Here is a 26,704-nt window from a genome sequence, read left to right as displayed (position 1 = left end):
CATCATTCGTTTTCTCTTTTAATCATCAAGATCCATAAATTCAAAATCATCATCGTCTTCCATCTCCGGATATCTCACTGCACGATCCGGTTTGGACGGTTGTGGTCTGGACGGTTGTGGTCTGCCCTCCTGGCCTCTCATTGCCTGAGCTGCATTCCGTGGGTTTGGCCGTGGTGCAGCCATTGTCTGCTCTCTTATGGTTCTCTGCGGTGCAGCTGCGTCCCTCTCTGCCTCTTTTGCAAGACGGGCGGACAGTTTCTTCTCCATATCATCGAGACTGTCTTCCATCTCAAAATCATCCTCTTCCGGTTCTTCCTGTATCTGAAGAGGTGCTTCTCCCTCCCCTTCAAACTCATCACGGGTATAGCGGCGCACACGGCCCGCCTGGCTGTCCGGCTCTGTAAAGAAGCCTTCGGGCTCCTCAGTTCTTCCACGCCGTTCCTCCCGGAACCCTCTGTCCGAACCATTTCCACCCCGTTTTAAAAGGATCAGAATCGCGATCAGAAGGATAAATGCCAGCACGCCCACACCAATCAGGATATACCGCTGCAGGTTATAATCACGGACGAGGCTGTTGTAATCCTCTTTCATCTTGTTATAGGAATCCATGGATACGCCGGAAGCATAGTACCGCTGGATCGTCTTTTCTGTCAGATCATACCGATAGAAGTTCTTTTCTCCATTCCAGTTCATCGCATAGAACAGGCAGTACTGCGGATCGCCTTCGGACTTCGGGATCCAGCCCGTTACACGGACTCCGTCGATATCAATCTGACGTTCTTCAAAGCCCTCCGGAACCGTTACCCCCGCATCGAGCGGCACGATTACGATCGCCTTGGAGCTTGTCTCCACTGAGACGAACTGTGACCAGGAATCCGCCTCCGCATTATAGATGTAGAAGCCGCCGTTTCCGCCCGCATCCTGGAGATACAGGAGCGTTAAATCTTTTTCCAGACCTTTTCCGGCCATCACTTCGGTTCCCTTATAATCATACGTGCCTGCTTCAAAGCCCTCCGGCAATGCCGACTCGTCGAAGGAAGCCGCCACCTTATATTCCGTGCCGTTCACCGTAACAGCGGCGTCACCGAATTCCGCGGACACATCTGCCCCGATGCTTCCGCCCGGTGCCGTCTCTCCGCCTTCCGCCTTCGTCACAGCAATGGTATAGTTCTTAACGGTCTCTCCGTCCTCTGCCGTTACATTAACCACTACCTGATTTTCTCCGGCCTTTAAGCCCTTGTCGCCCTGCAGCCTGACACTGGCGCCCGCGTTGGCCGCCACCGCGTTCACTACTAAGTCTACGGTGTTTCCATCCACGGAAGCCGTATAGTTTTCCACCTCCGGTGAAAACTCCGGTGAAAGCTCACCTGGCGATATCTTTAAGGACTTGAGCGCGGCATCCTTTGAGGAGGTAGCCGGGGAAGTTACTTTCACAGTAGAACTACCCTGCTGATCCACCGTTACAATCTGGGAATCCGCATCATAAATCTCCTGGGATGTCACAGAAATCTGTGTATTTCCTGCCTTCAGTGCCTTAAATTTTAAGGTAAAGCTGAATGATTTCTGATCGGCGGCATCTGTGGTATCCTGAAGCTTTAACGCTCCTGCCCCACCGTTTGCACCGTTACCGCTGATAAATTCCAGTGCGGCCGAATCATAAGCCACCATGACGTCAGCCTTGCCAAGCGCAGAATCACTGGTGATCTTCATGGTTACTGTTACTTCATTGCCCACCATAACCGAGGGGTCTGAAAATGCAATTCTCGTATTGGCAGCCCAGGAGACCATCTGTCCCCATGGTCCCATCACTGTCAGCATGCAGACCAGCATAAGGCCGGCCATCAGTCGTTTCAGTTTTATTTTCATAGAAATCTCCTTACTTACGTTTAGTTAGAACCATCCGGGGCGATTGTTATATTGCTTCCGCCCGGTGTTCCCGCGCTGCCGCCGGAAGACGGTTCAGACACGCCTGGTCCGCTGCTTACGCCAGGTCCGACCTCTCCGCCGCCCGGTCCCGCTGAGGAACCGCCGCTGCCGCCGGTGCTTCCTCCGACAGAGGAGGAATACGTCGGGCCGTTGTCCTGACGGACCACGTGAACCACATACTCTCTGACACTGCCGTTCTGAGCCGTTACGGCGATCCGCACATCGTTTTCACCGTTCTGCAGCTGGATTGTTCCGGAGCCGCTGACTGCTGCCCTGCTGTCAATTGCACCGGCATTGACCGTAATACTGGAAACGGAAGGATCAACAATTAAATTATACTCCAGGGTATCTCTGTTGTAGGTTGGCGTCATCACAAATCCATCCACACTTAAATAGGACAGCTTGTTATTTGGATTGCCGTCTGTGGTCGGCTGGCTGCACGCGTTATCCGGCATGTTGTTATAAACCGGAATCTTAAACTCCAGAGCAGTCTGCTTCATCTCGTCGTTATAAGCCTTCGCATAGACTGCGCCCTCAGAAGCCGCGCCCTGTATATTAGTCATATACTGGTGCTTATAGAGATTATTCCCCTGTACGTTGAATTTCTTCAGATAAAATGTATCCTGTCCAACTTTTACGTAATTATTACCATAATAAAGAGCTCCGCCCAAAATTGATTTTTCAGGGGAATTCCATGGTCTCTCGTAGCTGCCTGACTGAGAAGCCCACCATAGTCCTCTCTGTACGGCAGACATACTGCCCGACTGATATGCCTCTATATTAAAGAAATTATAATAGCCTTCATATCCCGGTTCGGTTCCGGTAATACTTCCGCCGGTTCCGCTCGAACTCTGTTCCTGGATAATCATGGCGGCCAGCACATAGGGATTGACTCCCGACTGAGTTCCGGCGTTCATGATAATATCAACATAGTTGGTGCTTCCGCTCGGTGTCACGGTCCCGCTTCCGCTGCCGCCTGCCGAAGGGCCGGTCAGACTGACGCCCGGGCCGTACTCCATAAGCACTCGGGGCGTGTTCGGCGTAATGGAGGCGTGAGGCGATTCCTGGCTGACTCCCGGCGTATTGCCCTTGCTGGGAGCAGCGCTCTCGATCGTATCAGAACCTCCTGCCCCCGAGGAACCCCCGCCTGTACTTGGAAGACTAACCCCCGGGCCTCCACCGGAAACTCCCGGACCATAGGAGGAAGAATCCCCTCCTCCCGGGCTGCTGCCTCCCGGAGACGAACTTCCTCCTCCGGCTGCGGTTCCTGATAAAAAGGTTCCTTTTACCATCGTCTGAAGCCCCTCCACGGTGTGGCTGTTGCTGTCGTACGTATGCGTCAGGAACTGGAAGACATTGGTCTCATCCAGAAAATTTCTCGGATCCATATAATATTTTACAATATCCTCGGAGGCCGCCACCCAGGAGCTTCCGTCGAAGCCTGACCAGGTGCTGCTGTCCCAGTTAAACGCGCCATCCGCGATGGACTTCCAGGAAGACATGCTGTTGGTGTGAACCAGGTTTCGCCCCACCTGGCTCTCCTCCTTCACAGCCGTGTTCCAATCCAGGTTCGTATGCTGAGCCCTGAATACCCACTTCGGGTACTGTGCATGAAGTTCCCGCAGCCTCACTTTGTAACTTTCCGGAAATCCCTCCGAGTTTAAATGCGCTTCAAAATCGGCATCACTCGTGTAGGAAACCGGAAATTTCAAATAACTCTTTGAAACGTATCCGGTCGTCTCAGTCCCGCCTGAGCCCTTTACCCGGATCTGATACCACAACGCCCCGTCTGAGGCCGTCTTCTCATCTATAACCGTTACCGCCGCCCCGCTGGTCAGCTTCGTAACGATAGAATAGGTCGTACCAGGACCGCTCCTCACGTTCAGCGAAGAAGCATTAACCGTCGCCGACCTCTCCATGTATGCCATACTCTCTATGTACGGTGATACGTATCCCACGAGGGAATCAATCACCAGGACACTGGCCAGTATTGCTGCCATCTTACGAGCTTTTTTATATCTCCTCATCTGTCTCTCCCAATATGTCCTCAGTATTTTTCCATTTATACTAATTTATGTAAATTTCGCATTCAATTAATTATAATGACAAATACTGCCATGTGTCAACCTCAACACGAAAAGTTCACACAATTGGCAGTATTTGTAAGAAAATCTTTAAACTCTTGGGATAACACAATCGACAAGATCCCCAGTCTCTTCCATATGTTTCATCAACCGACTATGCAGCCGTGCCATCACGGGCTGCTCCCAGGGAGACCTGCATATCAGCGGACTCATTTCATATGGATCTGCAATTCTGTCAAACAACAGGAATCTTGGTATTTGTTCCGGCATATAGCCCTTCTCAATCACATATTTGTATTCCGGTGTTCTGATACAGCGCCAGCCGCTTCTTTTTGGATCCAGCCCCTTCTCCTTATAAGCTTCTAAAAAAATGTCACGGCTGATATAGGCAGAAGAGTATACAGCCTCATTTTCCGGCTTTTTACCGCACATAATCCAGTCTGCCAGACATCTTCCCTCTGCCGATGGAGGTATCGCAATGTCCACGAGTCCCAGCAGGGTAGGAACTATATCCACAGTTTCCACCGAAATATCATTACGGCCCGCAGGCAGTTTTTCCGGATATCTCATCAGGAAAGGGATGTTAATGGATTCCTCATACCAGGTATGTTTTCCCACATACCCATGTGCTCCCAGATGTTCCCCGTGGTCAGCAGTCAAAAGAACGATGGTCTGATCGTAAAGCTCCATCTCCTTCAGCCATGAAACGATTCTTCCGAACTGCTCATCCAGTCCCGTAATCGCCGCATAATAGCAGCGGACTGCCTCAGCCAGTTCCTCGCGGCTCCCGAATCCCGGTTCTCCCGTCTGATTGTCAAAGCGTTCCCCTTCGACATTGGGTGGTAAATCCGGTTCTAAGTTACGGTAACGGTTATAATACTCTTTCGGAACCTTCTCAAAGGGAGGATGCGGCGGATTCCAGGAAAGGAACAGGGCAAAAGGCTGCTCCTTCACACTTCCCATAAATTCCAGCGCCTTATCCGTCTCATGAACCGGTGACCAGGCATCCGCATAGATTTTTTCACTGCTGTCTTCCCAGTAATGCATCTGCAAATGGTCGTTCCATGCGTTATAGGCATGCCAATACTCGAACCCATGCCGCATCTTTCCCGGAGGCGTATATGCATCCCAGCCTTCCGCTCCAGACACCGGATGACTGACGGAGTTAAGTTCAGGACTGTCCAAATGCCATTTTCCAATGTAGCCGGTCCGGTATCCATACTCCTTTAAAACCTGGCTGATGCATAATTCATCCGGTGACAGACACATATCATATCCGGTCATGCAGTTTCCAAAGACTCCTGTATGAACGGCACGGCGCCCGGTAAGCAGTTCACTTCGGTAAGGTGAACACAACGGGCAGCCGCTGACAGCCTGATCCGTACTAAATGCCTCCTCAGCAAATTGATCCATATTGGGAGTTACAATCTGTGGATCATGAATTCCCCTTGCTGTATTTCTCCATTGATCTGCGAATACGACAAGCAGATTAGGCCTTTTCATGACGCATTCTCCTTTTCGTTTCTTTCATACCCAACTCTGATCACACGCAGTTCCAGAGGTTCCAGACTGTACGCATTCTCCTCCATACCTTCTTCATACATGCATAGGTTAGCATTCCTGCGAAGGCATGCCGTCTGCACATCCAGCCCCGTATTTAACAGTGCAAGAAGGCCTTCCCCCGTCTCTCTGTCTGAATAATAGAAAGGCGCAATATTGGGACTGTCTTCCACAAGTACGGGAAAGGTCCCCTTTGACAGCCATTCCACGATACGCATCATCTGCCAGCTTCTGCTCCGGTATGCAAACTGCCACGTCCCTATATAACCGGGAATCACGCAGACTCTTCCCCCCAGTCTGTTCTCGTACAATACAATTCCCTGTCCCAGGACCTTCCGGTCTTTATCGACATATACGGTCAGAACTTCGCAGTCGGGATCATACTGAAACAGAGGAATTCTGATTTTTTTGTATTCCAGTCTCATCCAGTCAGTCGGCAGCAGATTCCCGGAGAATGATCCATGAAATTCTTCTCCGCACAGAAGTTCTGCAGACGGCGACCTCAGTTCAGCTCCCACATCTTCACACCCGATATATCTTCCCAGCCCGCGTCTGCATAAATACCCGGCCGCTGCTCCATCCAGAATCAGACCTTTTTCCAACAGCCTCATAAGTTCCTCACGGCTGCAGCAGAGCGCATTGACACCGGACAGCAGATTTACTTCCCTCTCCCGGAAACATACAGGAATACCAAGCAGCGGAAAAAGTGTGTCAAACTCCCTTTTTAAAACCAGCTCTTCCAGCCGTCCTCCTGGTGTCTCCAGCAGATTTTCCTGCCCTGGATACCATAACACACCAAGCCCATCCTGCTCTTTTCCCCTGCGCAGCCCGTCCATCTTAAGAAGTTCCGGCTTCTTGTCTCTGATCAGCTCAACCATGGGCATCTCCTGCACATAAGGCGTCCCCATAAAATCAAAAACATTCATGGATATTTTGTCCGCCCCCGCCAGCACATGAAGCTTCATCTGCAGTCCGGTCATGTTCAGACTCTTTGTAAATCTCGTATGAGGCCAGTTTTCCACTTCGCTGATAATTTCCACCTCAGATGAAAGCTGTGCCATGCTAAGCGCCATTCCCTGATGGACTGCAATCAGATCCTGATGCAGACAGTCGGAGTATGCTCCTCCAAGAGGCCTCGAAAGAGGTCTGTTTGCTCCTGCAAATGTACGCAGAAGCGATTCCATATCTCTTCCCTGCAGCGCATGGGCTGCCTCCCCACTGTTCATCAATCCAATCCTTACCGCAGGATCGACGCTGTGTACCGCCTGCTCAATTCTGGCTGCCGCCTTGCTTTGGCCTTCAAAATTCACTTCCAGCCAGGCTTTTCTCACCGCTCTTCCTTCCTCTGTGTTGCGTGTTACCGCCTCCAAAAGCTGACTACTGTCAATCTCTCTCCCCAGTTTTTCCGATACAGCCCGCGCATGGAGTGAGCAGAAGCATCCAAAGGCATCCGAATGATTCAGACTTCGAAAATCGTCATCCACCATCAGAACAGCAGGATGGGTGCGCGCATAAACGGTACACACGTCTGCGATATATTTCTGCCATTCTTCATCCAGAATACAGTATACAGAATCTGCCGGTTGAAGGCTTTCCCCTGTAAATTTACTATATGGAAGGATATCTTTCTTTTCCAGTCTGCAGTCTACATGCCCCACACTGGTAGCCAGATTGATGCTGTATGTAATCTTCTCTTCCTTCAGCCTCTCTGCCATTTTACCGTAGATTTCTGCCATCCTGCGATGCTTTTCCAAGGGAAATGGAGACATCAGAATCTGATGGCACTGTTCCTTTAAATAAACCTCTTCAATTCCAGCTTCATGGCACACCCAAACAATATCTTCCAGTTGACGCTCCCATTGATCCTCATGAATCACTGCGCGTAATATATAGTTCATTTTGGCCTCCTGCTAATTTTTCATTCCGCTGGTCGCGATTCCCTCAATAAAATATCTCTGCGAGAACAGGAACATCACGATAATCGGAATCAGCACCATCGTAGCCGCGGCCATCTGGAGCCCGTAATCCACGGAATTATTCACCTGGAACATCTTAATTCCGACAGACAGCATCTGTTTGGCTGGTGTGGTTATAAATATATACGGCCCCATATAATCGTTCCATGCCCAGATAAAAGTAAAAAGAATCATCGTAATAACTGCCGGTTTGGCAAGCGGAAGGACAATCTGTGAATAAATTTTCAAGTGACCGCAGCCATCGATAATTGCCGCTTCACTCAGTGTCTCCGGTATTCCCAGAAAAAACTGGCGTACCATAAAGACAAAAAATACATCAAAGATAGACGGAAGAACGATACTCCACATGGAGTCCGTGATCCCAAACGCTTTAAAGATCACGTACTTCGGTATAATAACCGCATCCGGCGGAATCATCATGGATGAAAGCAGTACGACAAAGAGGATATCCCTTCCTTTAAAACGCAGTCTGGCAAACGCATATGCCGTCAGGGTAACTATGCCAACCTTCAGCACCAGTATGGTTCCAACCATAACAAACGTATTAAAATACCAGCGTACAAAGCTGTACTGGGCTGAAAAAACTTCTTTATAATTGCTTGTAATAAAGTGTTCCGGTATCAGCTTCACCGGATAAACAAATATTTCGTTCAATGGTTTGAAAGAAGCGGACAGCATAAAAATAAACGGGAATATATTTGCTGCCCCCAAAATCAGGAGAACCGCCGTCATCACCATCTTTCCAACCCTTTTTTTATTTTGCTTCATAGCGATACCCTCTCCTAATATATTTCGCTGCGGTTTTTACCGACCCACTGGATAACAGTAACACCCATAACCAGAACAAACATAACCATGGCCTGAGCACTGGCATATCCCATCCGCGCAGAAGAAAAAGCCGTATCCACAATGTTAAGAGGCAGTACCGTAGTGGAATTCCCCGGACCTCCGGCAGTGAGTACCTGAATGATCGTAAAATTCTTAAGCGAAGTGATAATAGAGGTAATCGTCAGCAAAAATGTAGTGTTTCTTATGAGCGGCAGCGTTACGTAAAAGAACTGCTGGAACCTGCCGGCTCCGTCAATCTGTGCCGCCTCCTTCAGTTCTGTCGGGACCTCCTGCAAAGCAGCTAAATACGTCACAAACTGTAGCCCCACTTCTCTCCACACAGCGATCATCACCACCGAATAAAGAGCCGTTTTCGATCCCATCAGCCACATTGGCGCCTGATTGACCCCCAATGCACGCAGGGTCTGATTCACAATTCCATCGACCGGGTCCAAAAGAATAGACCATACAATGGCGATTGCTACCATGTTGGATACGTATGGCATGAAAATCATCGCCCGTATTCCATTGCGGAAATGAATCTTCTGATTTACCAGGACTGCCAGCAGAAGGCCGGCAGCCATGACAAACGGTACAAAACAGATCGAATAAACGATGCTGTTGCAAAATGCGTTCCAGAATTCCGGATCCCGGCTCATCTCAAAGTAGTTGCCCAGTCCAATAAAATGTGTCTTGTCAATCATACTGATGTATCTCATGTCAGTAAGGCTGAGCACCGCGGACAGCAGAACAGGCAGAAAATGAAACAAGGTAAATCCAATCAAGTATGGCGTAATAAACAGCCATGCAATGCGCGCCTCTTTTTTACGTAAGGAAGAAGTCACGTATTATCATCCCTTTCCACTCTATTCTTTTACTTGCTGGCGGTTTCAATAGCCGCGTCCGCTTTTGTCTTGATATGTGCCACGGTATCATCCAGCGACTGCTCACCGATTCCATAAAGTCCGCACTCATCGACAATGATATTCTTGATCTCCGTACTCGCTGTTCCTACCGGTTTTTCATCAAAAATATTTACATCCGGATCAAACCACATGGCCTGGATGTCTTCTACTGTAATTCCATCCGGTTCCAATGCCGGCAAAATCTGGTCTCTGATATAATCCTGAATTTCATCGTCAGTCAGATCAATTCTGGCCGGAATACGTCCATATCCCAGTGTATACTGTTTTTCCGCAAACAGTTTCACCACGTCAAATGCCTTCTCCTTATTCTTTGATGTGGCAGGAATCCATACATTACTTACTACAACACTGACAGATGGATCTTCTCCCTCCGGATGAGGCATGGGCAGTACTCCTGCTTTCCAGTCTCTCGGATATTTTTCTTTATCAATAATCCAGTTCGTTGTCCAGCCGCCGCAGACACTCATACCTACCCTGCCTGTGGTAAAATAATCTACCGGCATCTGTTTGCTCTTTTGTACCAGATAGGAAGGCTGAATTTTTTCAGTATTTCCCAGATCGTAATACCATTTCACACTCTCTTTAAACAGCGGATCATCATAATTGGAGGAACCATCCTCTTTATAATGGCTGAACCCCTTCTGCATGGCATACATATAATTATAATGAACCCAGTCCGGGTTGTACGCACCATAGATCCCGGCCTTTTCATCTGTCAGCTTCTTTCCGATTTCAATGAATTTCTCCCATGTCCAATCGTCTGCCTCCGGATAAGACACACCTGCCTGATCAAACACGTCTTTATTGTAGATTGTAATCGCTTTATCCACATAAGCTGGAAGCCCATAGATTTTCCCGTCAAATGCCGCCGGATAATCACCGAAAATCTTTTCCACATCATATCCTGCTGCTTCCGCCAGGGGGCCCAGTTCCTCGATCACTCCGGCCTCATAAAACTGCTTCATATTAGAATAGGCATCCTCTACGATATCAAACTCGTCTCCTGCCATCAGGCTGATCAGAAGCTTATTCGCTTCTCCCGCCCCCGGATCGGGAAGAGCAATAATCTCTATATCCACATTGCAGGCTTCTTCCGCCATGGCCGCCATCTCTTCAAATTCCGCACGTCCAGCCTCACTGGCTTTCACCGCCCATTTTAAGTGAACTTTTTCCCCCGGCTGCTCACTGGCCTGCTGTTCTTTTTCCGTTTCCCTGTTCTCAGACGCTTTTGTTCCCCCTTCCTTTGTTGCGGAAGTCTGACCGGATGCACTCTGTGCCGTATCTGCCCCCTTGCAGCCGCCCATCATGGAAACAGCCATGGCAAACGCCAATACAATACTCAATCTTTTCTTCATGGTAGTTACCCCTCTCTTTCTTTATGGCTCAAGTATAGCATTGGGTCAGGACTGCAGCCATAAAAAAGAACTACGATTTCCGGTAGATTTTTACGATTTTCCCGTCGGTATTCGGATGATTACTTCCGTCCCCTCCCCTTCTCTGCTGAATATCTCCAGACCATACTGATTTCCATAATAAAGGCCGATTCGCTGATGGACATTCTGAAGGCCGATCCCTCTTCCGCTGTTCCTTCTGAGTTTTGCGTTCTGTTCATCATATTCAATTACATTCTGTTCCTTCAGACTTTCCCGGATGCTGTCCAGTTCGTCCTTTGAAATACCGATCCCATTATCCTCCACGTCGTATACCAACATGCCATGGCTGATATAAACTCCGATGCGAATCGTACAGTCCTCCTGTTCTTTCGTAAAACCATGAAGAATGATGTTCTCAACAATCGGCTGAAGAATCAGCTTTAAAGTACGCAACTGCAGCAGATCCTCATCATCCAGATCGATTTTTAAGTCAAATCTGTCGTTATAGCGGTTATTTTGAAGATGTACATAGAGTTTTACATGCTCCAGCTCCTTTTCCACAGTCAGCATGCTGTGTCCCTTATTCACCATAATATTAAACATTTTTCCCAGAGAATAGGCCATATCGCTGATTTTATATGCACCGGCAGCTCTCGCCTGCCACACAATGGATTCCAGTGTATTATAAAGAAAATGAGGATTAATCTGTGCCACAAGTGCGTCCAGCTCAGCAGCTTTTTTCATACGCTTTATCTGATACTCTTCTCTGATATATCGCTCAGTATTTTCCAGCATGGTATTGTAATGATGAATCAGCCGCGCAATGTCGTAGGGCCCCTTCTCTTCCACCCGAACAGAAAAGTCACCGTTTTCCACTCTTTCCATGGATGCAATCATGGTTTCCAGAGGCTTTATGGCCTCTCTCGACAGCAAAACCGATACCGATACAGAGATAATCAGAATGACGGCAATCACAAAGATAAACCTCTTATAGATCCCGATTACTTCACCAATCATATTATTCAGTGGAATTACTGCTATCGCTGTCCAATTACCGTCATTGAGACGTTGTGACATTACCACTTCCCTGTTTTCAATAAAATAGTTTCCAGTGCCTTCCATCGCTTTCTTTGTATATGCCAGGTTTACAACTTCCTCCGGATGGAGAAGCATGGATTCATCACTGTGAGAGATTAACCGTCCTTCTCTGTCGACAATATACAGATATCCTTCTTCCAAAAGCTTAGACTTTTTGTATTGTTCGTATATCTGTTCCTCGCTGAGACTGTAAATCAGAGTTCCCTGATATCCGCCGCCATCCAGTAAAAGATTTTTGAGCACAGGAATCATGCTGTCATTCCGAAGATTTCCCGTTTCAGGCGCAAAGCAGTTCTTCTGGAGAGGATACCAGTCATAGCCGTATTCCAGACGCTTCTTATCTTTCATCAGCGACTCAGCAAATGCTTCCGCTTCTTCTGCCATATCCATGGGATACTGGAGATTGTAGACCACTCCATTCTTATTGATAATTCCTGCCAGAACCCCGCTCACTCTGGAATATGAATTTCTTCGGGTTAAATAACGGTTCATCAGATAGATATCAACCAGTTTTTCATGCTGGTTTTCATAATCCTCCGGTTTTTGTTCCAGATGCTCTTTTAAATCCGAATCGCTCTGCATGACCTCCGTACTGATCTTTACCTCAGTCGTAATAAAATCATCTACGCTTCTGCATACATAGGTCAGCATGTCATAAGAGCTGTTAATCAGATTCTTCATGGATACCTCACCACTGTAACGGATCAGCATAATGGAACTGTACAGCAAAGCGACCGTCAGTAGAATGACATTTACTACGACAAGATTACGTTTCAGCGTCCATTTCCTAATCATAGAGCTTCTCCTCTTTCTGCCTGGCAACAGTCTCCCTGTAACCTGCAGGACTGAGTCCCGTATAACGTTTAAAAAGCTTGGCAAAATATGAACTGTCCGTATATCCGATAGACTCTGCGATACGGTACATCTTCATCTGCCCTTCTCCCACCAGACGTTTTGCCTTTTCCATACGGCATCGCACGATCTCATCATTAATATTTTTACCGGTCTCATTCTTATATACAGCTGACAAATAATTCACCGTCCGCCCGGTTTTTTCCGCGATATAGTTCAATGACATATTAAAACTGGAATAATCCTCTCTGATAATCTGTTCAATATCCCGTACCAGCCTTGACTTTACCTCCGTTCCCGTGACTGATTTAGCCATCTGGCTTATTTTTGCAGTCATAAGCGCCTGTTTTCCGCTCAGGGTATATATATCCGCCAGTTCTTCTGCAAATTCAGCCCTGGAACACGTCTCCAACACAGGAATTCCCCGCTTATCCGCATAGCGGAGAAGCTCCAGATACATCTGGATACATAAAAAATCCAGATGACGGTAATCGTAGATGTACTTTCTCTTAAAATAACTGAAAAAGCGTTCCAGTTCCCTCTCCCAGTCTGCTTCCCCATTTAGGAAAACTCCATTGATCACCGGCTCCGCCGGAAACTGAACCACCGTACAGTCCTCATCAAAAATAAGATCCTGATAGCTGAATATCTGTTCTGATTCCACAAAAATCATCTGATGCAGTGCAATATCTGCTTCCTTCATTCCCTCTGCCGTCTCTGTAATGTCAGTCATGGAACTGATTCCGAAGCAGAGACCGATCCCCCACTCAGCCCACACTTCTCTCATCAATTCCCGAATTTTTCTCTCCAGCTGTGCCTCCCCCAGAGTGCCGGATACAATCACAGTTATCAGTTGTCTTTTATTCACAAAGACAAAACCATCGCTGCTTCGAAAATACTTCTGCACACAGCTTCTTATCTTCATTCTGTCCTTATCATTTTCCTCAGCATTATCTCTGCGCCAGCCGATTTCCACCACATACGCATTTCGCGGCAGTGAGATACCGTACTCAGACGCCTTCTCCTCAATCGCCCCGGTCTCCCGGTATGCCCCCTCGGCCAGATCACAGAAAAAACTTTCCAGCAGCGCTTCTCTGTTTTTGTTCCAGTGTTCCTTAAAATAATGGTACTGTTCTTCCTTGCTCCGTTCCTGATCCAGAAGAGCCCTCAGATTACTGAAAATCTTCGAAAAGTCTTCCTCGCGTGACGGTTTTAATATGTAATCAAAGACCTTATATTCCAATGCCTTTCTGTAATATTCAATATCACTGTATCCACTAATAATCACGGACCGTATCTCCGGATACTTCTGATGGACACGGTCGATCAGCTGAATTCCGCTCATTTCATCCATCCGAATATCTGTCAGCAGCACATCCGGAATGTCAGCCTCGACGAGCGTCCAGGCTTCTTCTCCACTCGATGCTGCTCCCGTTACTTCAAATCCCCATTGTTCCCATGGCAGAGTATCCCTCATCCCCTTAAGGGCTTCCCATTCATCATCCACAATAATCAATCTGTACATTATTATTCCTTCTCCATTTTATAGAAAAGGCGGGATACGCACCCCCGCCTTCTCATCACTGCAATGACTCGTACGCAGTGCGTGCGGGTCATCATTTCCTGTCAATCTCTCTGTCCTGTGTCTGAACCGGTAATTTTTAAAAGGACTGTGTTCTTAATCAGAACGATTAAAAACACAATCCTTTTCTATTTTACATTATACCGGATAAGCCTTGCTTCCCTTATCCGCCACTGCAGAATCCACACCGGTCTGCTGGGCTGCTCTGTACTCGAAGAATTCCTTCGCTACAGCCGGGAACAGCGCGTAGGATAACACATCCTCATCCTGCTGCTTCCACTGCGCGCATTCCTTCTCAAACTGAGGAAGCTGCGGAGCAATTAAGTCTGCCGGACGGCAGGTGATCGGTGTCTCGTCACCGATGATCTTCTTCTGGACTTCCGCATTGAACGGTTTAACCGTCTGTCCGAACTCGCCCATAAGGATCTTCTTGGACTCTTTTGTTACCATCTTGTAGCGTTCGCCGCTGATTACATTTAATACGGCCTGAGTACCTACGATCTGAGAGGACGGAGTAACAAGCGGCGGCTCGCCGAAGTCTTTTCTTACTCTCGGGACTTCCTCCAGAACCTGTCTGTATTTGTCTTCCTGTCCTGCTTCCTTTAACTGGCTTACCAGGTTGGAAAGCATGCCGCCAGGTACCTGATACTGTAAGGTCTTGATATTGACACCCAGAACCTTCGGGTTTAAACGGCCGCTCTTAAGCGCTTCCTCACGGATCGGCTGGAAGTGGTCGGCGATTTCTGCCAGTAAGTTCTGATCATAACCGGTGTCATACGGTGTTCCGCGGAAGGTCTCAACCATAACCTCGGTAGCCGGCTGGCTGGTTCCCAGTGCCAGAGGTGACATTGCGGTATCGATGATATCGCAGCCTGCTTCTACCGCCTTTAAGTAGGTCATGGAAGCGACACCGGAGGTGTAGTGGGTGTGAAGATCGATCGGAAGCGCAGTGGATTCCTTTAATGCGCGTACCAGCTCGTCTGCCTTATAAGGTGTCAGAAGACCGGCCATATCCTTGATACAGATGGAATCAGCGCCCATGTCCTCAATTCTCTTGGCAATATCTTTCCAGTAATCCAGTGTATAAGCATCGCCCAGCGTGTAGCAGAGCGCAACCTGTGCATGGCCCTTCTCTTTGTTGCAGGCTTTTACAGCGGTCTGTAAGTTGCGGATATCATTTAAACAGTCGAAAATACGGATAATATCGATACCGTTTGATAAAGACTTCTGAACGAAGTACTCTACCACGTCGTCTGCGTAGTGATTGTAGCCCAGAATGTTCTGTCCACGGAACAGCATCTGCAGTTTCGTGTTCTTGAAGCCGTCTCTCAGCTTACGAAGTCTGATCCACGGATCTTCCTTTAAGAAACGAAGGCACGCGTCAAAGGTAGCGCCGCCCCAGCACTCTACCGCGTAATAGCCGACTTTATCCATCTTATCGACAATCGGAAGCATCTGCTCGGTTGTCATTCTCGTAGCAAGCAAAGACTGGTGAGCGTCACGAAGGACGGTCTCTACAATCTTAACCGGCTTTTTCTCTATTTCTGCCATTATTTTACCTCCTTGTTATGGGCACTCGGCGGGCGGTGTCCGGCCGCCGGGTGCGATACATGAAAAATCTTTATTTCACTCCGAAGATAGCCATGAAGGTACCGGCCGCTACCGCGGTACCGATAACGCCTGCCACGTTCGGGCCCATCGCATGCATCAGCAGGAAGTTGGTAGGATCTGCCTCAGCACCGACCTTCTGGGATACACGTGCCGCCATGGGAACTGCGGATACACCGGCAGAACCGATCAGCGGATTTACTTTTCCGTGAGTCAGCACACACATCAGCTTTCCGAACAGCACACCGGCCGCCGTACCAACGATAAATGCTGCAAGACCAAGGAATACGATCTTTAATGTGTTCAAGTTTAAGAATGCTTCTGCACTCGTGGTTGCGCCTACAGACGTTCCCAGCAGGATAACTACGATGTACATTAACGCGTTGCTCGCTGTCTCTGCCAGCTGCTTCACAACGCCGCTCTCTCTGAATAAGTTGCCTAACATCAGCATACCAACGAGTGGTGCTGTAGTCGGGAGGATCATACAAACAACTACCGTTACGATGATCGGGAATAAGATTCTCTCAAGCTTGGAAACAGGACGCAGCTGTTCCATCTTGATCTTACGCTCCTTCTCGGTAGTAAGCAGCTTCATAACCGGTGGCTGAATGATCGGAACGAGGGCCATGTAGGAATAAGCCGCCACAGCGATCGGTCCCATCAATGCAGTCTGTCCCAGCTTGCTCGCAAGGAAGATGGAAGTAGGGCCGTCAGCACCACCGATGATGGAGATAGCAGCAGCCGCTTTTCCATTGAATCCCAACAGAATTGCCAGGAAGTAGGCGCTGTAAATACCAAACTGTGCAGCCGCACCGAGTAAGAAACTCTTCGGATTGGCAATTAAAGGAGCGAAATCCGTCATCGCGCCGACGCCCATGAAGATAAGCGGAGGCAGGATGCTCCATTCGTCCAGTTTAAAGAAGTACTGCAGAAGTCCGCCGCCGGAACCATCTGCACCAATTTCCTTCATAATATCCGGGTAGATATTAACAAGCAGCATTCCGAATGAAATAGGAATCAGCAGCAACGGTTCAAATCCATGTCTGATCGCAAGATACAAGAATACGAATGCAACCAGAATCATGAGCAGATTGCCGCCTGTCATATTAAAGAATGCTGTTTGATGAAGAAGATTGTTCAATGTGCTAAATATATCCATGTTAATCCCTCCATATGGAATCCGCCTCTATCTGGCGGAAGCTCTGCCTTAGTTTAATGTAGCCAGTGTCTGACCTGCTTCTACGGAATCGCCGGTTGCTACATTAATGCCTGCAATTGTTCCATCCTGAGGAGCTACGATTTCATTTTCCATCTTCATGGCTTCAAGAATAACGATTACATCGCCCTTCTTAACAGCCTGTCCAGGATTTGCCTTAACGCCTAAGATCTTGCCTGGCATCGGAGCCGCTACCTTTACGGATCCGGCTGCTCCGGCCGGTGCTGCTGCCTTCGGTGCTGCCGGAGCTGCCTTCGGTGCCGCCGCAGGAGCTGCCTTTGGTGCTGCTGCCGGTGCCGCGCTTCCGGTTCCTTCTTCTACGGTTACGTCATAAACATTACCATTAACTGTAATTGTATAATTCTTCATGATGATAATCCTCCTGATTATTATGCTTTTTTCCATTTTCCCGCCGGTGCACGTCTGATGGAGCGTACGACAAGACCGCTTGGGCTCGTTCCTGTAGATGCTGCTATCGCAGCTGTAATGACTGCTACCAGTTCCAGATCATCGGCCAGGTTTTCTTCCTCTGCCTGAACAACTGCCGGTTCCGGTTCCGCAGCCGGCAATGGCGCCGGTTCTTCTTTCTTTCCTCTGTTCTTCATCTTCTCTTCAAAACGGTTGATGTATTTGAAGCAGCTGATGAGGAAACTGATAAAGATCAGGACAAGAAATACGGTTCCCATACCCATGAGCATATTCATGGCGGCCTGTTCCATATTTTCGCCTAATGTGTACTCCGGAACGAAGGAAACGCTGGTAATCGCCCCTTCCCTGTCAGTCGTGATGCCGAAGTCCATCTCTCTCTTCTCAAAAACCGCATGGACTGTTGCGCTGTAGCCGCTGTCAATCTCCTCTACCTCTGCCGTGTCCTCAACGGATATCATAGCGCCAAGATCATGCTTGACGTTCTTCCAGGAGTCCACGCCCTCGGCAAGAGCTTCGCTCTGCTTTGCAGTCTGGTTTCTCACTTCATCCAGCTGATCATCCGGAATGTTCACGTAAGAGTTTAAATATCCGGAAGCCATCTGGCTTAACTGAGCCTGAATGTTGACATCGACCTCTGTGGAAGCGCTGTCAGCCTTGCTGCAAGCAGATAATGAAAAGAGACAGGCTGCCATGCAAAGTCCTAATGCTACTCGTTTCATATTCAGTTTCATATACCTGTCACCTCATTCTAGACCGTGCCATGTTTTTTATCCGGACGATCCTCTCTCTTCGTGAATAACATCTCAAATGCAGCAATCACGCGGGCTCTAGTCTCGCTTGCATCGATGATATCATCAACATAGCCTCTCTTTGCAGCAGCCAGTGCACTGGACTGCAGCGCCTGATAGCTTTCCGCCTTCTCATTGATGAAGGAAACGCTGTCATCCGCCTTGCCGATCTCATCCGCATACATAATCTTCGCTGCTTCCTTTGCATCCATCATACCGATGGAAGCATCCGGCCATGCATAAACCATATCAGCACCGATTGACTTGCTGTTCATCGTTAAATAAGCGGTTCCGAATGCCTGTCCGATAACAACCGTTACCTTCGGAACGGTCGCATTGGCAAATGCATATGTCAGTCCGGCCGCCGCTTTGGCGATCTTTCTCTCTGTGCACTTGCTGGCCTTATATCCTTTTACATTGACAAGGGTAAGCACCGGGATATTAAATGCATCGCAGAACTCCACGAATTCAGCCGCTTTGGTGCAGCCCTGAGAGGTTAAAACCGCATCGTACTCAGCAGTCTTCAAGCCGCTCTCATCGTAGGATTCCGTGCGGTTGGCAACACAGCCCACCGTCGTTCCGTTCAAACGGATGAATCCGGTTACCATGGAAGGTGCGTAATCCTTTTTTACTTCCATAAAGAAATTATCATCAGAAATCTGAGTCAGCGCGATCGCCGTGTCTCCCACATAGTTTGCAAGGTCGGAGCACACACGGTTTAAATCATCGTTACACTCGTCATAAGACATGTCATCTTCGTTGTTGGCCGGGAGGATGGTAACCAGGGTTCTGATACCGTTTAAGATCTCCGCCTCATCGCCTGTGAAATCCGCCAGTCCGGTTTCCTTACTCTGGAAATCAGCGGACGACGTATCGCATTTGCCGGTATAGTTGCCAGCCAGTGCGTTCGGGGAATTCACAAACACCTTTCCGTTCCTGTTCTCCACAAATGTGAAATCAGCCATAGCTGCAGATACCGCCATACCGCCGCCGCAGGTTCCGAATACCGCGCTGATCTGGGGAATCACACCGGAAGCCATGGTCTGGCTTAAATAAAGCTGGCCGAATCCATCCAGGGCATCGGTAGCTTCCTGAAGTCTTAAGCCTGCGCAGTCGATCAGACCAATGACGGGAGCGCCCGTCTTCATGGCCGCCGCATAAAGATTAACGATTTTTTTTGCATGCATTTCGCCGATGGAACCGCCCAGTACGGAAGCGTCCTGGCTGTACACATACACAAGGCATCCTTCGATGGTACCGTAACCGGTAACAACACCGTCAGCAGGGGTTTCCCTTGATGTCATGTTGAAGTCTGTGTTTCTGGCCGTAATATAGGCGCCGACTTCAACAAAACTGTTCTCATCAAGCAAGGCATTGATTCTGTTGCTTGCTGATGTCTGTGCTGAATTACTCATTTTGCAATCCTCCATTTTGTAATATTTGTACGGACTCTGTTAAGCAATTAACAAAGATCCGTAGAATAACACCAATTTCTGCCGATTATAATTGTATAATTAATTATGACAAATTTCAAGGTTTTTTTGGAAAAAAAAGAACTGCATTCTATGGATTTTTCATAATCCACGTCCTGCAGTCCCAAGAACTTGTCAGCATTATTTCACAATCTTTCTTTACTTCCGGCGAAATACACAAGTTTTGATTGTTTAATTTGTAACTATTGCCTACGCTACTCCCGGATATCCGTGATGCCAAACGTTCCATCCTCTGTTTTCTTATAACGGATATGGGGATTTTCCTCTCCCATCGTCACACCGTCCGCATTCGCCTCCAGAGTCGCTGTGTCCACTCCGGCAATCGCCACCATTAAGTCGTCTCCGAAGATCAGGTCCGGATTCTGCTTTAAAAACTCGTCCCGGTCTTCAAATGTCATCTTCTCTCCGTCTGCGGTCTCCAGATTCAGCGGAAATGCCGAGAGATCTGCCAACGCTTCCATATCCCTGTCCGCCACTGCTTCCTGAATCCTCTCCGCAAAGGCCTCAATATCCTGAACTCCGGCCCCCGATTCAGCCGCGTCTTCCGCATCCGCACCCGGACCGTCTGCCGCGCGCTCCTCGTTCTCCTCAGCCGCCGGAGCCGTCTCGTCCTCTTTTTCTGTCTCCGTGTGAAGCGGCGCAGCCTCTTCTCTCACAGCCTCTGTGGCATTTGCCGCTGTCGTCTCCGCAGCTCCCGCTCCGGGTGACATACTTTTCTTAAAACAGCCGCCCAACGCCAGCACCGTGATAACAGCCAGCAGAACGGCCATAAGCTTTCCTCTTCCCGCCATAAGTGCACACTTCCTTTCTGCGCTTCGGGCAAAGTATATACCACGCAGAACAGGAAGTCAATAGAGTTTCCAAAACTGTAAATGTTAGTCAGCTTTCTGTAAGATTCTCTCCGGCTCCTTCACAGTTTGGAGCGCGCTGCGGCCCTATTTATACTCCTTGTGAAGCGTAAATCCACGGCCCCGCACTTCGCTGACCTGGTTGATAATCATAAATGCATTGGAGTCCAGTCCCATGACGAGTTCATTCAGCTTCGACAGCTCCCTGCCCGAGATGACCGTAAGCACTGCATAGGAAGCCTTTCTCAAATGGCCCCCTTCAATCAGAAGCAGCGTTGTCCCGCGGTCCATCCTGTTCTGGATGGCCTCACTGATGATTTCACACTGTTCACTGATAATCTTAACCTGCATCTGGTTCTGGCCGATCATCAGTACCTTATCCAGCACCATGGTGTAAAGAAGTACCAGCAGAATTCCGTACAGGATCTTCTCCTTACCCGCGAATACCATCTGGGTCAGCAGGATCAGGCAGTCAAACACCGACATCGTCATGGAGACCGGAAGCCGGAATTTTTTATTGAGAATCAGCGGCGGGATATCCATGCCTCCGGTCGATGCTCCCGCCCGGATTACCATACCGATTCCGGCGCCGATAAAGAGACCGGCAAAGACAGTCGCCAGCATCGTGTCCCCGGTGATGGGAGCGGTGCCGAACAGCCCTTCAAAAACGCCGAGAATAAACGGATAGTAAAACGTGCTGATGATCGTCGTAAAGGCAAACGCTTTGCCGAGAACCGCCGCGCCCGCCACAAACATCACCACGTTAAAGACACCCACAAACGCCGCAATGGGAATTCCAAGTTTATACTGGGCCACCAGCGCAAGTCCCGTCGTCCCCCCGGTAATAAGGCCGTTTGGAAGGATAAAGAGGGATACAGCCAGTGCATACAGCGTGTTTCCTACCAGCACGGTTATAATTTTTTTCATATTCATACAGATCTGTCATCCTTTCATCGGTAAATAACACGCCTCCCAGTATAGCATAATCCCCGGTTTCTTAAAACCCCCGCCGTTAAGATTTCGATTCATTTTCTCTTTCCTGGTTACAGTTCCTGACAGCCTGTTACAATAGAAACTTCCGTTTCAGTTCCGCCCGCTTCCGCTCATTTAAACCGATCCGCTCATACAGATAGGCTTCCACGGAACCGCAGGCCGCCTCCATGGCAGAAAACGCATGGCGGATATAATCCTCCGATACCGTCAAAAGCACCTTCACACACTCCGCAAGCCTCGCATCCTTCGTCTTCTCCCGCACCAGAGCCGCGGTCTTCTCCGCATTTTCCATCACAAATTCATTCGTTCTGACAAAATCCCGGATAATCGTATCCCGGTCTACGGAAAGGGCGGATAACAGCAGGGCTGTCCCCACACCCACCCGGTCTTTTCCGGCTGTACAGTGCCAGAGTACCGCACGGTCATCCGCCTCCAGAAGGATGTCGAAAAAGCGGCCGTAATATGACGATGCATGTTCATCCACAACGAGATTTTCATAAAGCTTATCCACATAGAGCTCCGGATCTCCGCCCAGAGAAGAGGCGTGTTCCAGCATTCCGAGGATGGCATCCTGCTTCGGCTTTCCCTCCTCTTCATCCTCAAAGGTAATTCCCACCGTCTCCTCATTCAGAATCGGATTAAAAATATTGGTGACGCCGTCCATGTCCGGATCCGGTTTCTGGCTTCTCTCCACGGCTGTCCGGAAATCCACCACCGTCCCCAGACGCCACTCTCCCACCAGCCTTTCCAAGTCCGCCGGCGTGGCCTCATAGAGCGCCCCGCTCCGAATCAGCCGTGCCGGTAAAATCTTCTTTCCCTCCATAGTCCGGATTCCGCCGAGATCCCTGGTATTGGGAAGTCCCTCCAGGGGAATCCTTCCTGTGCAGTGATTTGCTGTTCTGTTTACATTCTGTTCCATGATGTACGCCTCTTTCTTTCGTTCATTCTACCTCAGTATTTATCGGATACAAGTGTTCCCAGTATACCACAAATACGCGTTTCCTGAAAGCCCCCGCTTACAGTCAAAAGCTGTGATGTCAAACGGCGTTTGGGGCCATTTCTGTACAATGCAGAGAGCATGATTGCTCACAGAGCAGGCAGACATTCATTGACAAATGCAAATGGCGCCCGAAAGAGCTGTATCACATGATCGAGACACCACCGAAAGGTGATTTTTTCCACATCTTCGGTCAGATAAACCGGAAACGTCTTCACAGTCTCTCCCTGCAGGCGGTAGGTCACCGTTCCCACCGTCTGCCCTTTTTTCAGCGGTGCTTCCAGGGTATCCGGAAGTTCTTCGGATACGGTCACCTCCTCATCCTCTGCCATAAGAAGCTTCAGGCTCTTCTCTTCCTCCTTCAGATTCAAACCGGCGTGAACCACCACCGGGTCGCCCGGATTACCGGAACGCGGGACTCCATTTTCCACCGGTATTTCAGGAAATGTCTTCTCCTGGTAGACTTCCCGGTACTGATAATGCTCCATCCCATATCCGAACAGCTTCCTGGCATCTGACCATTTATACGTCTTGTGCGGCGGCCAGCCGCAGCCCAGAAGCGCAATGGTAAACTCTCTTCCTCCATCCTCCAGCGCCCCCACATAGGAGTAACCCGCTCCCCCCGTAAAACCTGTCTTGCCGGAAAAAGCGCCGCTCATCATCGTCAGAAGCGCATTGTGGTTCTGGCAGTTATAGGACCGCTTCCCCTCCTGATCCGTAAAATAATAGCTCTGCGTACCCGTGATTTTCAGAAACTCTTCCTTTTTGGGAGACATCCCGATGCAGTAATTCATGATGCGCGCCAGATCTGCAGCCGTAGTGGAATGCTCCTTCATCTGGCCGTTCTCCTCCCTGCTGGCGTCCAGCCCGTTGGGGGTGATAAAATACGTGTCACTGCATCCCAAATCCCGGGCTTTTTGATTCATCAGGGCCGCGAAGCCCTCCACGCTTCCGCCCACATGCTCCGCGATCATTACGGCCGCGTCGTTGTGAGATTCCAGCATCAGGCTGTAGAGCAAATCCTCCAGCCGGAAGGTCTGCCCCTTATACACGCCCAGATGGACCTTCGGCTGAGCCGCCGCATTCTGGGAGGCGGTCACGGTGTCAGAGAGATTTCCATATTCCAGGGCTATGATACAGGTCATAATCTTCGTCGTACTTGCCATGGGACGGGCCACGCCCTCATTTTTCCCATACAGGATTCTGCCTGTTTTCGCGTCCATCAAAACAGCCGACTGTGCATACAGCCCCAGTTCATCCTTCTGATTTTGTTGTTCCTGCCCATCCGTCTCCGCCTGCGCCGCAGTCCTCCCGCATATTCCCGTGCACAGCAAAAGACACAGAAAAAATAGTATGACCTGCTTCATCCTCATACCACCCTGTATGATTTTATTTTATCCTATTCCTTCCTTTTTTTATTTATTCCGGTTAAGAGTCCCGACCTTACGTTTGGACAAAAGTTTCCGCTTTACTTGCGAACGTATATTCGATATAATAAAGACAGAATGGAGGGAATCTTATGACGCAGAGTCCGCTTGTCTTTCACATTGATGTTAATTCCGCATTTTTAAGCTGGGAATCTGTCTGCCGGCTGGCAGAGGATCCGAAGGCCCTGGATCTACGCACCATCCCATCCGCGGTAGGCGGGGACGCCGCTTCCCGCCATGGCATTGTGCTGGCCAAGTCCACTCCGGCAAAGAAGTATGGGATCACCACCGGAGAACCGCTGGTCCAGGCGCTGCGCAAGTGCCCGGAGCTGTGTGTCGTTCCCTCCAGGTTCGATGTCTATATCCACTATTCCGGCCTCCTGATGAACCTCTTATCCGATTACACCCCGGATATTGAAAAATTCAGTATCGATGAGGCATTTTTAGACATGAGCTCTACCATCCATTTATTCGGGGATCCGTGGACCACTGCCAATCAGATTCGTGAACGGGTCTTCCGGGAACTGGGATTTACTGTGAATATCGGTATCGCACCGAACAAGCTTCTGGCCAAGATGGCCTCTGATTTTAAGAAGCCCGACATGTGCCATACGCTCTTTCTTGACGAAATCCCGAAAAAGATGTGGCCCCTCCCCGTCCGGGAACTGTTTTTTGTAGGCCGTTCCGCCCAGAAAAAACTGGAGGGGATTGGAATCCACACCATCGGCCAGCTGGCCGCCTGCGATGTAGAGCTGTTAAAACCGCTTCTGGGAGAGAAGTATGCCATACAGATTCACGGCTACGCCTGCGGAATCGATCCCTCCCCCGTGGCAGAACGTGAACCCACAGGCAAGGGATACGGCAACAGCACCACTCTGTCCCGGGATGTGGATGACTTCGATACGGCATGCACCGTTCTCCTGTCGCTCTGCGAGACCGTAGGGGCGCGGCTCCGTGCCGACCACGTGATATGCGACTGTGTCTGTGTAGAGATCAAAGACTGGGAGTTTCATGTGCAGTCCCACCAGGCGACCTTAAACAGCCCCACGGATTCCACCACGGTGCTCTACGAGAATGCCTGCCGTCTGTTAAAAGAGTTCTGGGATCTCACTCCGCTCCGTTTGATCGGAGTGCGCGCCACAAAGATATCTGACGACGAATTCACCCAGATCAGCCTGTTTGAATCGGAGCAGTCCAGGAAGATGAAGGAGATGGAAAAGGCCGTGGACCAGATCCGCAGCAAATTCGGCACCGACATCATCAAGCGGGCCAGCTTCTTAAAAAAGGATACTATCGTCGATCACGCCGCCAGTAAGCAGAAGCATCTGTCCAGTCGGTCAAAAGAACGGAAAAGCGGTTCAGAGTCAAAAAAGGAGCGGAATGATTAAGCATTCCCGCTCCTTTTTGATCTTTTCCGCTCAAATCATATCAATTGGTTTAAATCCCTCACCAAATACCTCATTGGAATCCGTAATGATGATAAACGCGCCCTTGTCGATCTCATGAACCTCCCGCCGGATAGGAATTACCTGGCTGTTGTTGCATGCGCACATAACCACCTTCTTTTCATCCAGAGAATAGGAGCCCTGCCCTTCCAGAAACGTGCAGCCGCGCCCGGTGGCCTCCTCGATGGCCTCCGCCACCGCCGCTTCACACGAGGTAACGATCAGCATCAGCTTTCCGGCGCCAAGACCGTACATGATCTTGTCAATCACCATGGTAGTCACGATGGACGAGATCATGCCCAGGATCACCGCGTCCAGATTACGGAACACGAAGCCGCCCGCGATGATGACGATGGCATCCACCACCAGGGAGATCTGACCGATCGTCAGATGAGGGAACAGCTTTCTGATCGCCATAACGAGGAAATCCGTGCCGCCCGTGGAACCGCCTCTTAAATAGACGATCGTAAGCCCAAGCCCCGAAAAAATACCGGTACAGATCGAGGCATAGAACGGATTGCCGTCATAGACGGGAATGATTGGCATCACATAGTCCAACACGAGGGCGAAGATCACCATACTCTTCATGGAGCGAAGCAGAAACCGCCTGCCCAGCAGCTTATAGCTGACCAGCAGGATCGGTATGTTGAGCAGGATGCTCACGATACCCATGGGAAGCCCGAATAAATAGCGAAGAATAAGGGCGATACCGGAGACGCCGACCGGGGCGAACTCCGCATTCACCGCAAAATTATAGATGCCGATATTAAAAAGGAACGCGCCCGCTATATCACAGAGCAGGTCAATCCCAAGATCTTTTGCTGTATACTGCTGTCTGATTCCAGTCATTTGATTCTTTCCTCCATTTTATTTTCTCCGGCAGCGGTCCTTCCGGTCCCGCCTGCGGAGATTTTGACTTCCGCATTCGTAATACGGACTGTCCTTAGAGGAAGTAATCGTCAATCTCAAATTCCTTTTTTCCCACACGGATCCACTTGATCAGCACACTGATCTCCCCGTCTTCCTCCGCACAGACTCCGCAGCCTTCAACGCTTGTCTTTCCATAGGATTCCTTAAAAATAACTTCTTTATCCATAATTCCCTGATCCGCCATATGTTCCGCAAGGTCGAGAAGCACATCCTCCACGTCTTCGTCCACATGATTCTTCTCAAATTCCTGTTCCAGTGCCTCGTAAAGCTCTTCATTCATCATAATCGTCAGTCCTTTCTTCGTTTCCTGTCAGCATTTGGTCCG

The 26,704-nt window shown here is 49.3% G+C and carries 21 protein-coding genes; 1 reads left to right on the top strand and 20 read right to left on the bottom strand.

All coding sequences use genetic code 11. The features are described 5' to 3' along the window. Positions 1-18: 18 nt before the first annotated feature. The 18 genes from NE473_RS19520 to NE473_RS19435 all read right to left on the bottom strand — a co-directional run bounded on the left by NE473_RS19520 (position 19) and on the right by NE473_RS19435 (position 23,944). The gene (locus NE473_RS19520) at positions 19-1,866 is read right to left on the bottom strand and encodes a cadherin-like beta sandwich domain-containing protein (RefSeq protein ID WP_055650981.1); all 1,848 of its coding nucleotides are present in this window, start codon (positions 1,864-1,866) and stop codon (positions 19-21) included. Positions 1,867-1,886: 20 nt separating this feature from the next. Beyond that, positions 1,887-3,953 carry an SH3 domain-containing protein gene (locus NE473_RS19515; RefSeq protein WP_006772987.1) on the bottom strand — a complete coding sequence of 689 codons (2,067 nt, stop codon included), beginning with the start codon at positions 3,951-3,953 and terminating at the stop codon, positions 1,887-1,889. Positions 3,954-4,100: 147 nt separating this feature from the next. Continuing rightward, positions 4,101-5,513: a sulfatase family protein gene (locus NE473_RS19510; protein ID WP_055650982.1), complete on the bottom strand. Its 1,413-nt coding sequence runs from the start codon at positions 5,511-5,513 to the stop codon at positions 4,101-4,103. Next, positions 5,510-7,468: a hypothetical protein gene (locus tag NE473_RS19505; RefSeq protein ID WP_055650983.1), complete on the bottom strand. Its 1,959-nt coding sequence runs from the start codon at positions 7,466-7,468 to the stop codon at positions 5,510-5,512. Before NE473_RS19505 ends, NE473_RS19510 begins: the two co-directional genes overlap by 4 nt. Positions 7,469-7,480: 12 nt before the next feature. Beyond that, positions 7,481-8,314, bottom strand: coding sequence for a carbohydrate ABC transporter permease (locus NE473_RS19500; RefSeq protein WP_006772991.1), 834 nt, complete (start codon positions 8,312-8,314; stop codon positions 7,481-7,483). Positions 8,315-8,328: 14 nt separating this feature from the next. Further along, positions 8,329-9,219 carry a carbohydrate ABC transporter permease gene (locus NE473_RS19495; RefSeq protein ID WP_055650984.1) on the bottom strand — a complete coding sequence of 297 codons (891 nt, stop codon included), beginning with the start codon at positions 9,217-9,219 and terminating at the stop codon, positions 8,329-8,331. A 29-nt stretch (positions 9,220-9,248) separates the two neighbouring features. After that, entirely contained in the window at positions 9,249-10,655 is a 1,407-nt protein-coding gene (locus NE473_RS19490) for an ABC transporter substrate-binding protein (RefSeq protein WP_055650985.1), read from the bottom strand. Positions 10,656-10,745: 90 nt separating this feature from the next. Further along, positions 10,746-12,566 carry a cache domain-containing sensor histidine kinase gene (locus NE473_RS19485; protein WP_006772995.1) on the bottom strand — a complete coding sequence of 607 codons (1,821 nt, stop codon included), beginning with the start codon at positions 12,564-12,566 and terminating at the stop codon, positions 10,746-10,748. Then, complete coding sequence (locus tag NE473_RS19480; protein ID WP_055650986.1) at positions 12,559-14,148, bottom strand: response regulator; 1,590 nt, start codon at positions 14,146-14,148, stop codon at positions 12,559-12,561. The genes NE473_RS19485 and NE473_RS19480 overlap by 8 nt, the downstream gene beginning before the upstream one ends. 195 nt (positions 14,149-14,343) lie before the next feature. Beyond that, positions 14,344-15,756, bottom strand: a complete 1,413-nt coding sequence (locus tag NE473_RS19475) for an oxaloacetate decarboxylase subunit alpha (protein WP_006774954.1) — start codon at positions 15,754-15,756, stop codon at positions 14,344-14,346. A 70-nt stretch (positions 15,757-15,826) separates the two neighbouring features. Next, entirely contained in the window at positions 15,827-16,972 is a 1,146-nt protein-coding gene (locus NE473_RS19470) for a sodium ion-translocating decarboxylase subunit beta (protein WP_055650987.1), read from the bottom strand. Between the two features lie 48 nt (positions 16,973-17,020). After that, on the bottom strand, positions 17,021-17,398 hold the full coding sequence (locus NE473_RS19465) for a biotin/lipoyl-containing protein (RefSeq protein ID WP_055650988.1): 378 nt from the start codon (positions 17,396-17,398) through the stop codon (positions 17,021-17,023). A 20-nt stretch (positions 17,399-17,418) separates the two neighbouring features. Next, entirely contained in the window at positions 17,419-18,189 is a 771-nt protein-coding gene (locus NE473_RS19460) for an OadG family transporter subunit (RefSeq protein WP_055650989.1), read from the bottom strand. 17 nt (positions 18,190-18,206) lie between these two features. After that, positions 18,207-19,661: an acyl-CoA carboxylase subunit beta gene (locus NE473_RS19455; protein ID WP_055650990.1), complete on the bottom strand. Its 1,455-nt coding sequence runs from the start codon at positions 19,659-19,661 to the stop codon at positions 18,207-18,209. Positions 19,662-19,933: 272 nt separating this feature from the next. Next, entirely contained in the window at positions 19,934-20,530 is a 597-nt protein-coding gene (locus NE473_RS19450) for a hypothetical protein (RefSeq protein ID WP_006774948.1), read from the bottom strand. A 144-nt stretch (positions 20,531-20,674) separates the two neighbouring features. Then, entirely contained in the window at positions 20,675-21,520 is an 846-nt protein-coding gene (locus NE473_RS19445) for a YitT family protein (RefSeq protein WP_256265365.1), read from the bottom strand. Between the two features lie 130 nt (positions 21,521-21,650). Next, positions 21,651-22,499 carry a tyrosine-protein phosphatase gene (locus tag NE473_RS19440; RefSeq protein ID WP_055650991.1) on the bottom strand — a complete coding sequence of 283 codons (849 nt, stop codon included), beginning with the start codon at positions 22,497-22,499 and terminating at the stop codon, positions 21,651-21,653. 167 nt (positions 22,500-22,666) lie between these two features. Next, entirely contained in the window at positions 22,667-23,944 is a 1,278-nt protein-coding gene (locus NE473_RS19435) for a D-alanyl-D-alanine carboxypeptidase family protein (protein WP_022031174.1), read from the bottom strand. Positions 23,945-24,096: 152 nt separating this feature from the next. Here NE473_RS19435 and NE473_RS19430 point away from each other — a divergent pair, with 152 nt between their 5' ends. After that, positions 24,097-25,392, top strand: a complete 1,296-nt coding sequence (locus NE473_RS19430; RefSeq protein ID WP_006774942.1) for a DNA polymerase Y family protein — start codon at positions 24,097-24,099, stop codon at positions 25,390-25,392. 30 nt (positions 25,393-25,422) lie between these two features. Here the strand turns inward: NE473_RS19430 and NE473_RS19425 are convergent, their stop codons facing one another. Next, on the bottom strand, positions 25,423-26,298 hold the full coding sequence (locus NE473_RS19425) for a YitT family protein (protein ID WP_006774941.1): 876 nt from the start codon (positions 26,296-26,298) through the stop codon (positions 25,423-25,425). A gap of 94 nt (positions 26,299-26,392) precedes the next feature. Then, positions 26,393-26,662 carry a hypothetical protein gene (locus NE473_RS19420; RefSeq protein ID WP_006774940.1) on the bottom strand — a complete coding sequence of 90 codons (270 nt, stop codon included), beginning with the start codon at positions 26,660-26,662 and terminating at the stop codon, positions 26,393-26,395. Between the last annotated feature and the right edge of the window lie 42 nt (positions 26,663-26,704).

The organism is Hungatella sp. SL.1.14 (assembly GCF_024460495.1).
GTDB lineage: Bacteria > Bacillota > Clostridia > Lachnospirales > Lachnospiraceae > Hungatella > Hungatella hathewayi.
The sequence above is the reverse complement of the archived record's forward strand: the minus strand, read 5'-3'. Positions and strand labels throughout refer to the sequence as shown.

Bases quoted from the DNA above. Each gene is read 5' to 3' on its own strand.
- NE473_RS19430 (WP_006774942.1), top strand. From the start codon at position 24,097: ATGACGCAGAGTCCGCTTGTCTTTCACATTGATGTTAATTCCGCATTT.
- NE473_RS19490 (WP_055650985.1), bottom strand. From the start codon at position 10,655: ATGAAGAAAAGATTGAGTATTGTATTGGCGTTTGCCATGGCTGTTTCC.
- NE473_RS19500 (WP_006772991.1), bottom strand. From the start codon at position 8,314: ATGAAGCAAAATAAAAAAAGGGTTGGAAAGATGGTGATGACGGCGGTT.
- NE473_RS19515 (WP_006772987.1), bottom strand. From the start codon at position 3,953: ATGAGGAGATATAAAAAAGCTCGTAAGATGGCAGCAATACTGGCCAGT.
- NE473_RS19425 (WP_006774941.1), bottom strand. From the start codon at position 26,298: ATGACTGGAATCAGACAGCAGTATACAGCAAAAGATCTTGGGATTGAC.
- NE473_RS19480 (WP_055650986.1), bottom strand. From the start codon at position 14,148: ATGTACAGATTGATTATTGTGGATGATGAATGGGAAGCCCTTAAGGGG.
- NE473_RS19475 (WP_006774954.1), bottom strand. From the start codon at position 15,756: ATGGCAGAAATAGAGAAAAAGCCGGTTAAGATTGTAGAGACCGTCCTT.
- NE473_RS19440 (WP_055650991.1), bottom strand. From the start codon at position 22,499: ATGGAACAGAATGTAAACAGAACAGCAAATCACTGCACAGGAAGGATT.
- NE473_RS19445 (WP_256265365.1), bottom strand. From the start codon at position 21,520: ATGAATATGAAAAAAATTATAACCGTGCTGGTAGGAAACACGCTGTAT.
- NE473_RS19435 (WP_022031174.1), bottom strand. From the start codon at position 23,944: ATGAAGCAGGTCATACTATTTTTTCTGTGTCTTTTGCTGTGCACGGGA.
- NE473_RS19485 (WP_006772995.1), bottom strand. From the start codon at position 12,566: ATGATTAGGAAATGGACGCTGAAACGTAATCTTGTCGTAGTAAATGTC.
- NE473_RS19420 (WP_006774940.1), bottom strand. From the start codon at position 26,662: ATGATGAATGAAGAGCTTTACGAGGCACTGGAACAGGAATTTGAGAAG.
- NE473_RS19460 (WP_055650989.1), bottom strand. From the start codon at position 18,189: ATGAAACTGAATATGAAACGAGTAGCATTAGGACTTTGCATGGCAGCC.
- NE473_RS19510 (WP_055650982.1), bottom strand. From the start codon at position 5,513: ATGAAAAGGCCTAATCTGCTTGTCGTATTCGCAGATCAATGGAGAAAT.
- NE473_RS19465 (WP_055650988.1), bottom strand. From the start codon at position 17,398: ATGAAGAATTATACAATTACAGTTAATGGTAATGTTTATGACGTAACC.
- NE473_RS19450 (WP_006774948.1), bottom strand. From the start codon at position 20,530: ATGGCGGGAAGAGGAAAGCTTATGGCCGTTCTGCTGGCTGTTATCACG.
- NE473_RS19505 (WP_055650983.1), bottom strand. From the start codon at position 7,468: ATGAACTATATATTACGCGCAGTGATTCATGAGGATCAATGGGAGCGT.
- NE473_RS19470 (WP_055650987.1), bottom strand. From the start codon at position 16,972: ATGGATATATTTAGCACATTGAACAATCTTCTTCATCAAACAGCATTC.
- NE473_RS19455 (WP_055650990.1), bottom strand. From the start codon at position 19,661: ATGAGTAATTCAGCACAGACATCAGCAAGCAACAGAATCAATGCCTTG.
- NE473_RS19520 (WP_055650981.1), bottom strand. From the start codon at position 1,866: ATGAAAATAAAACTGAAACGACTGATGGCCGGCCTTATGCTGGTCTGC.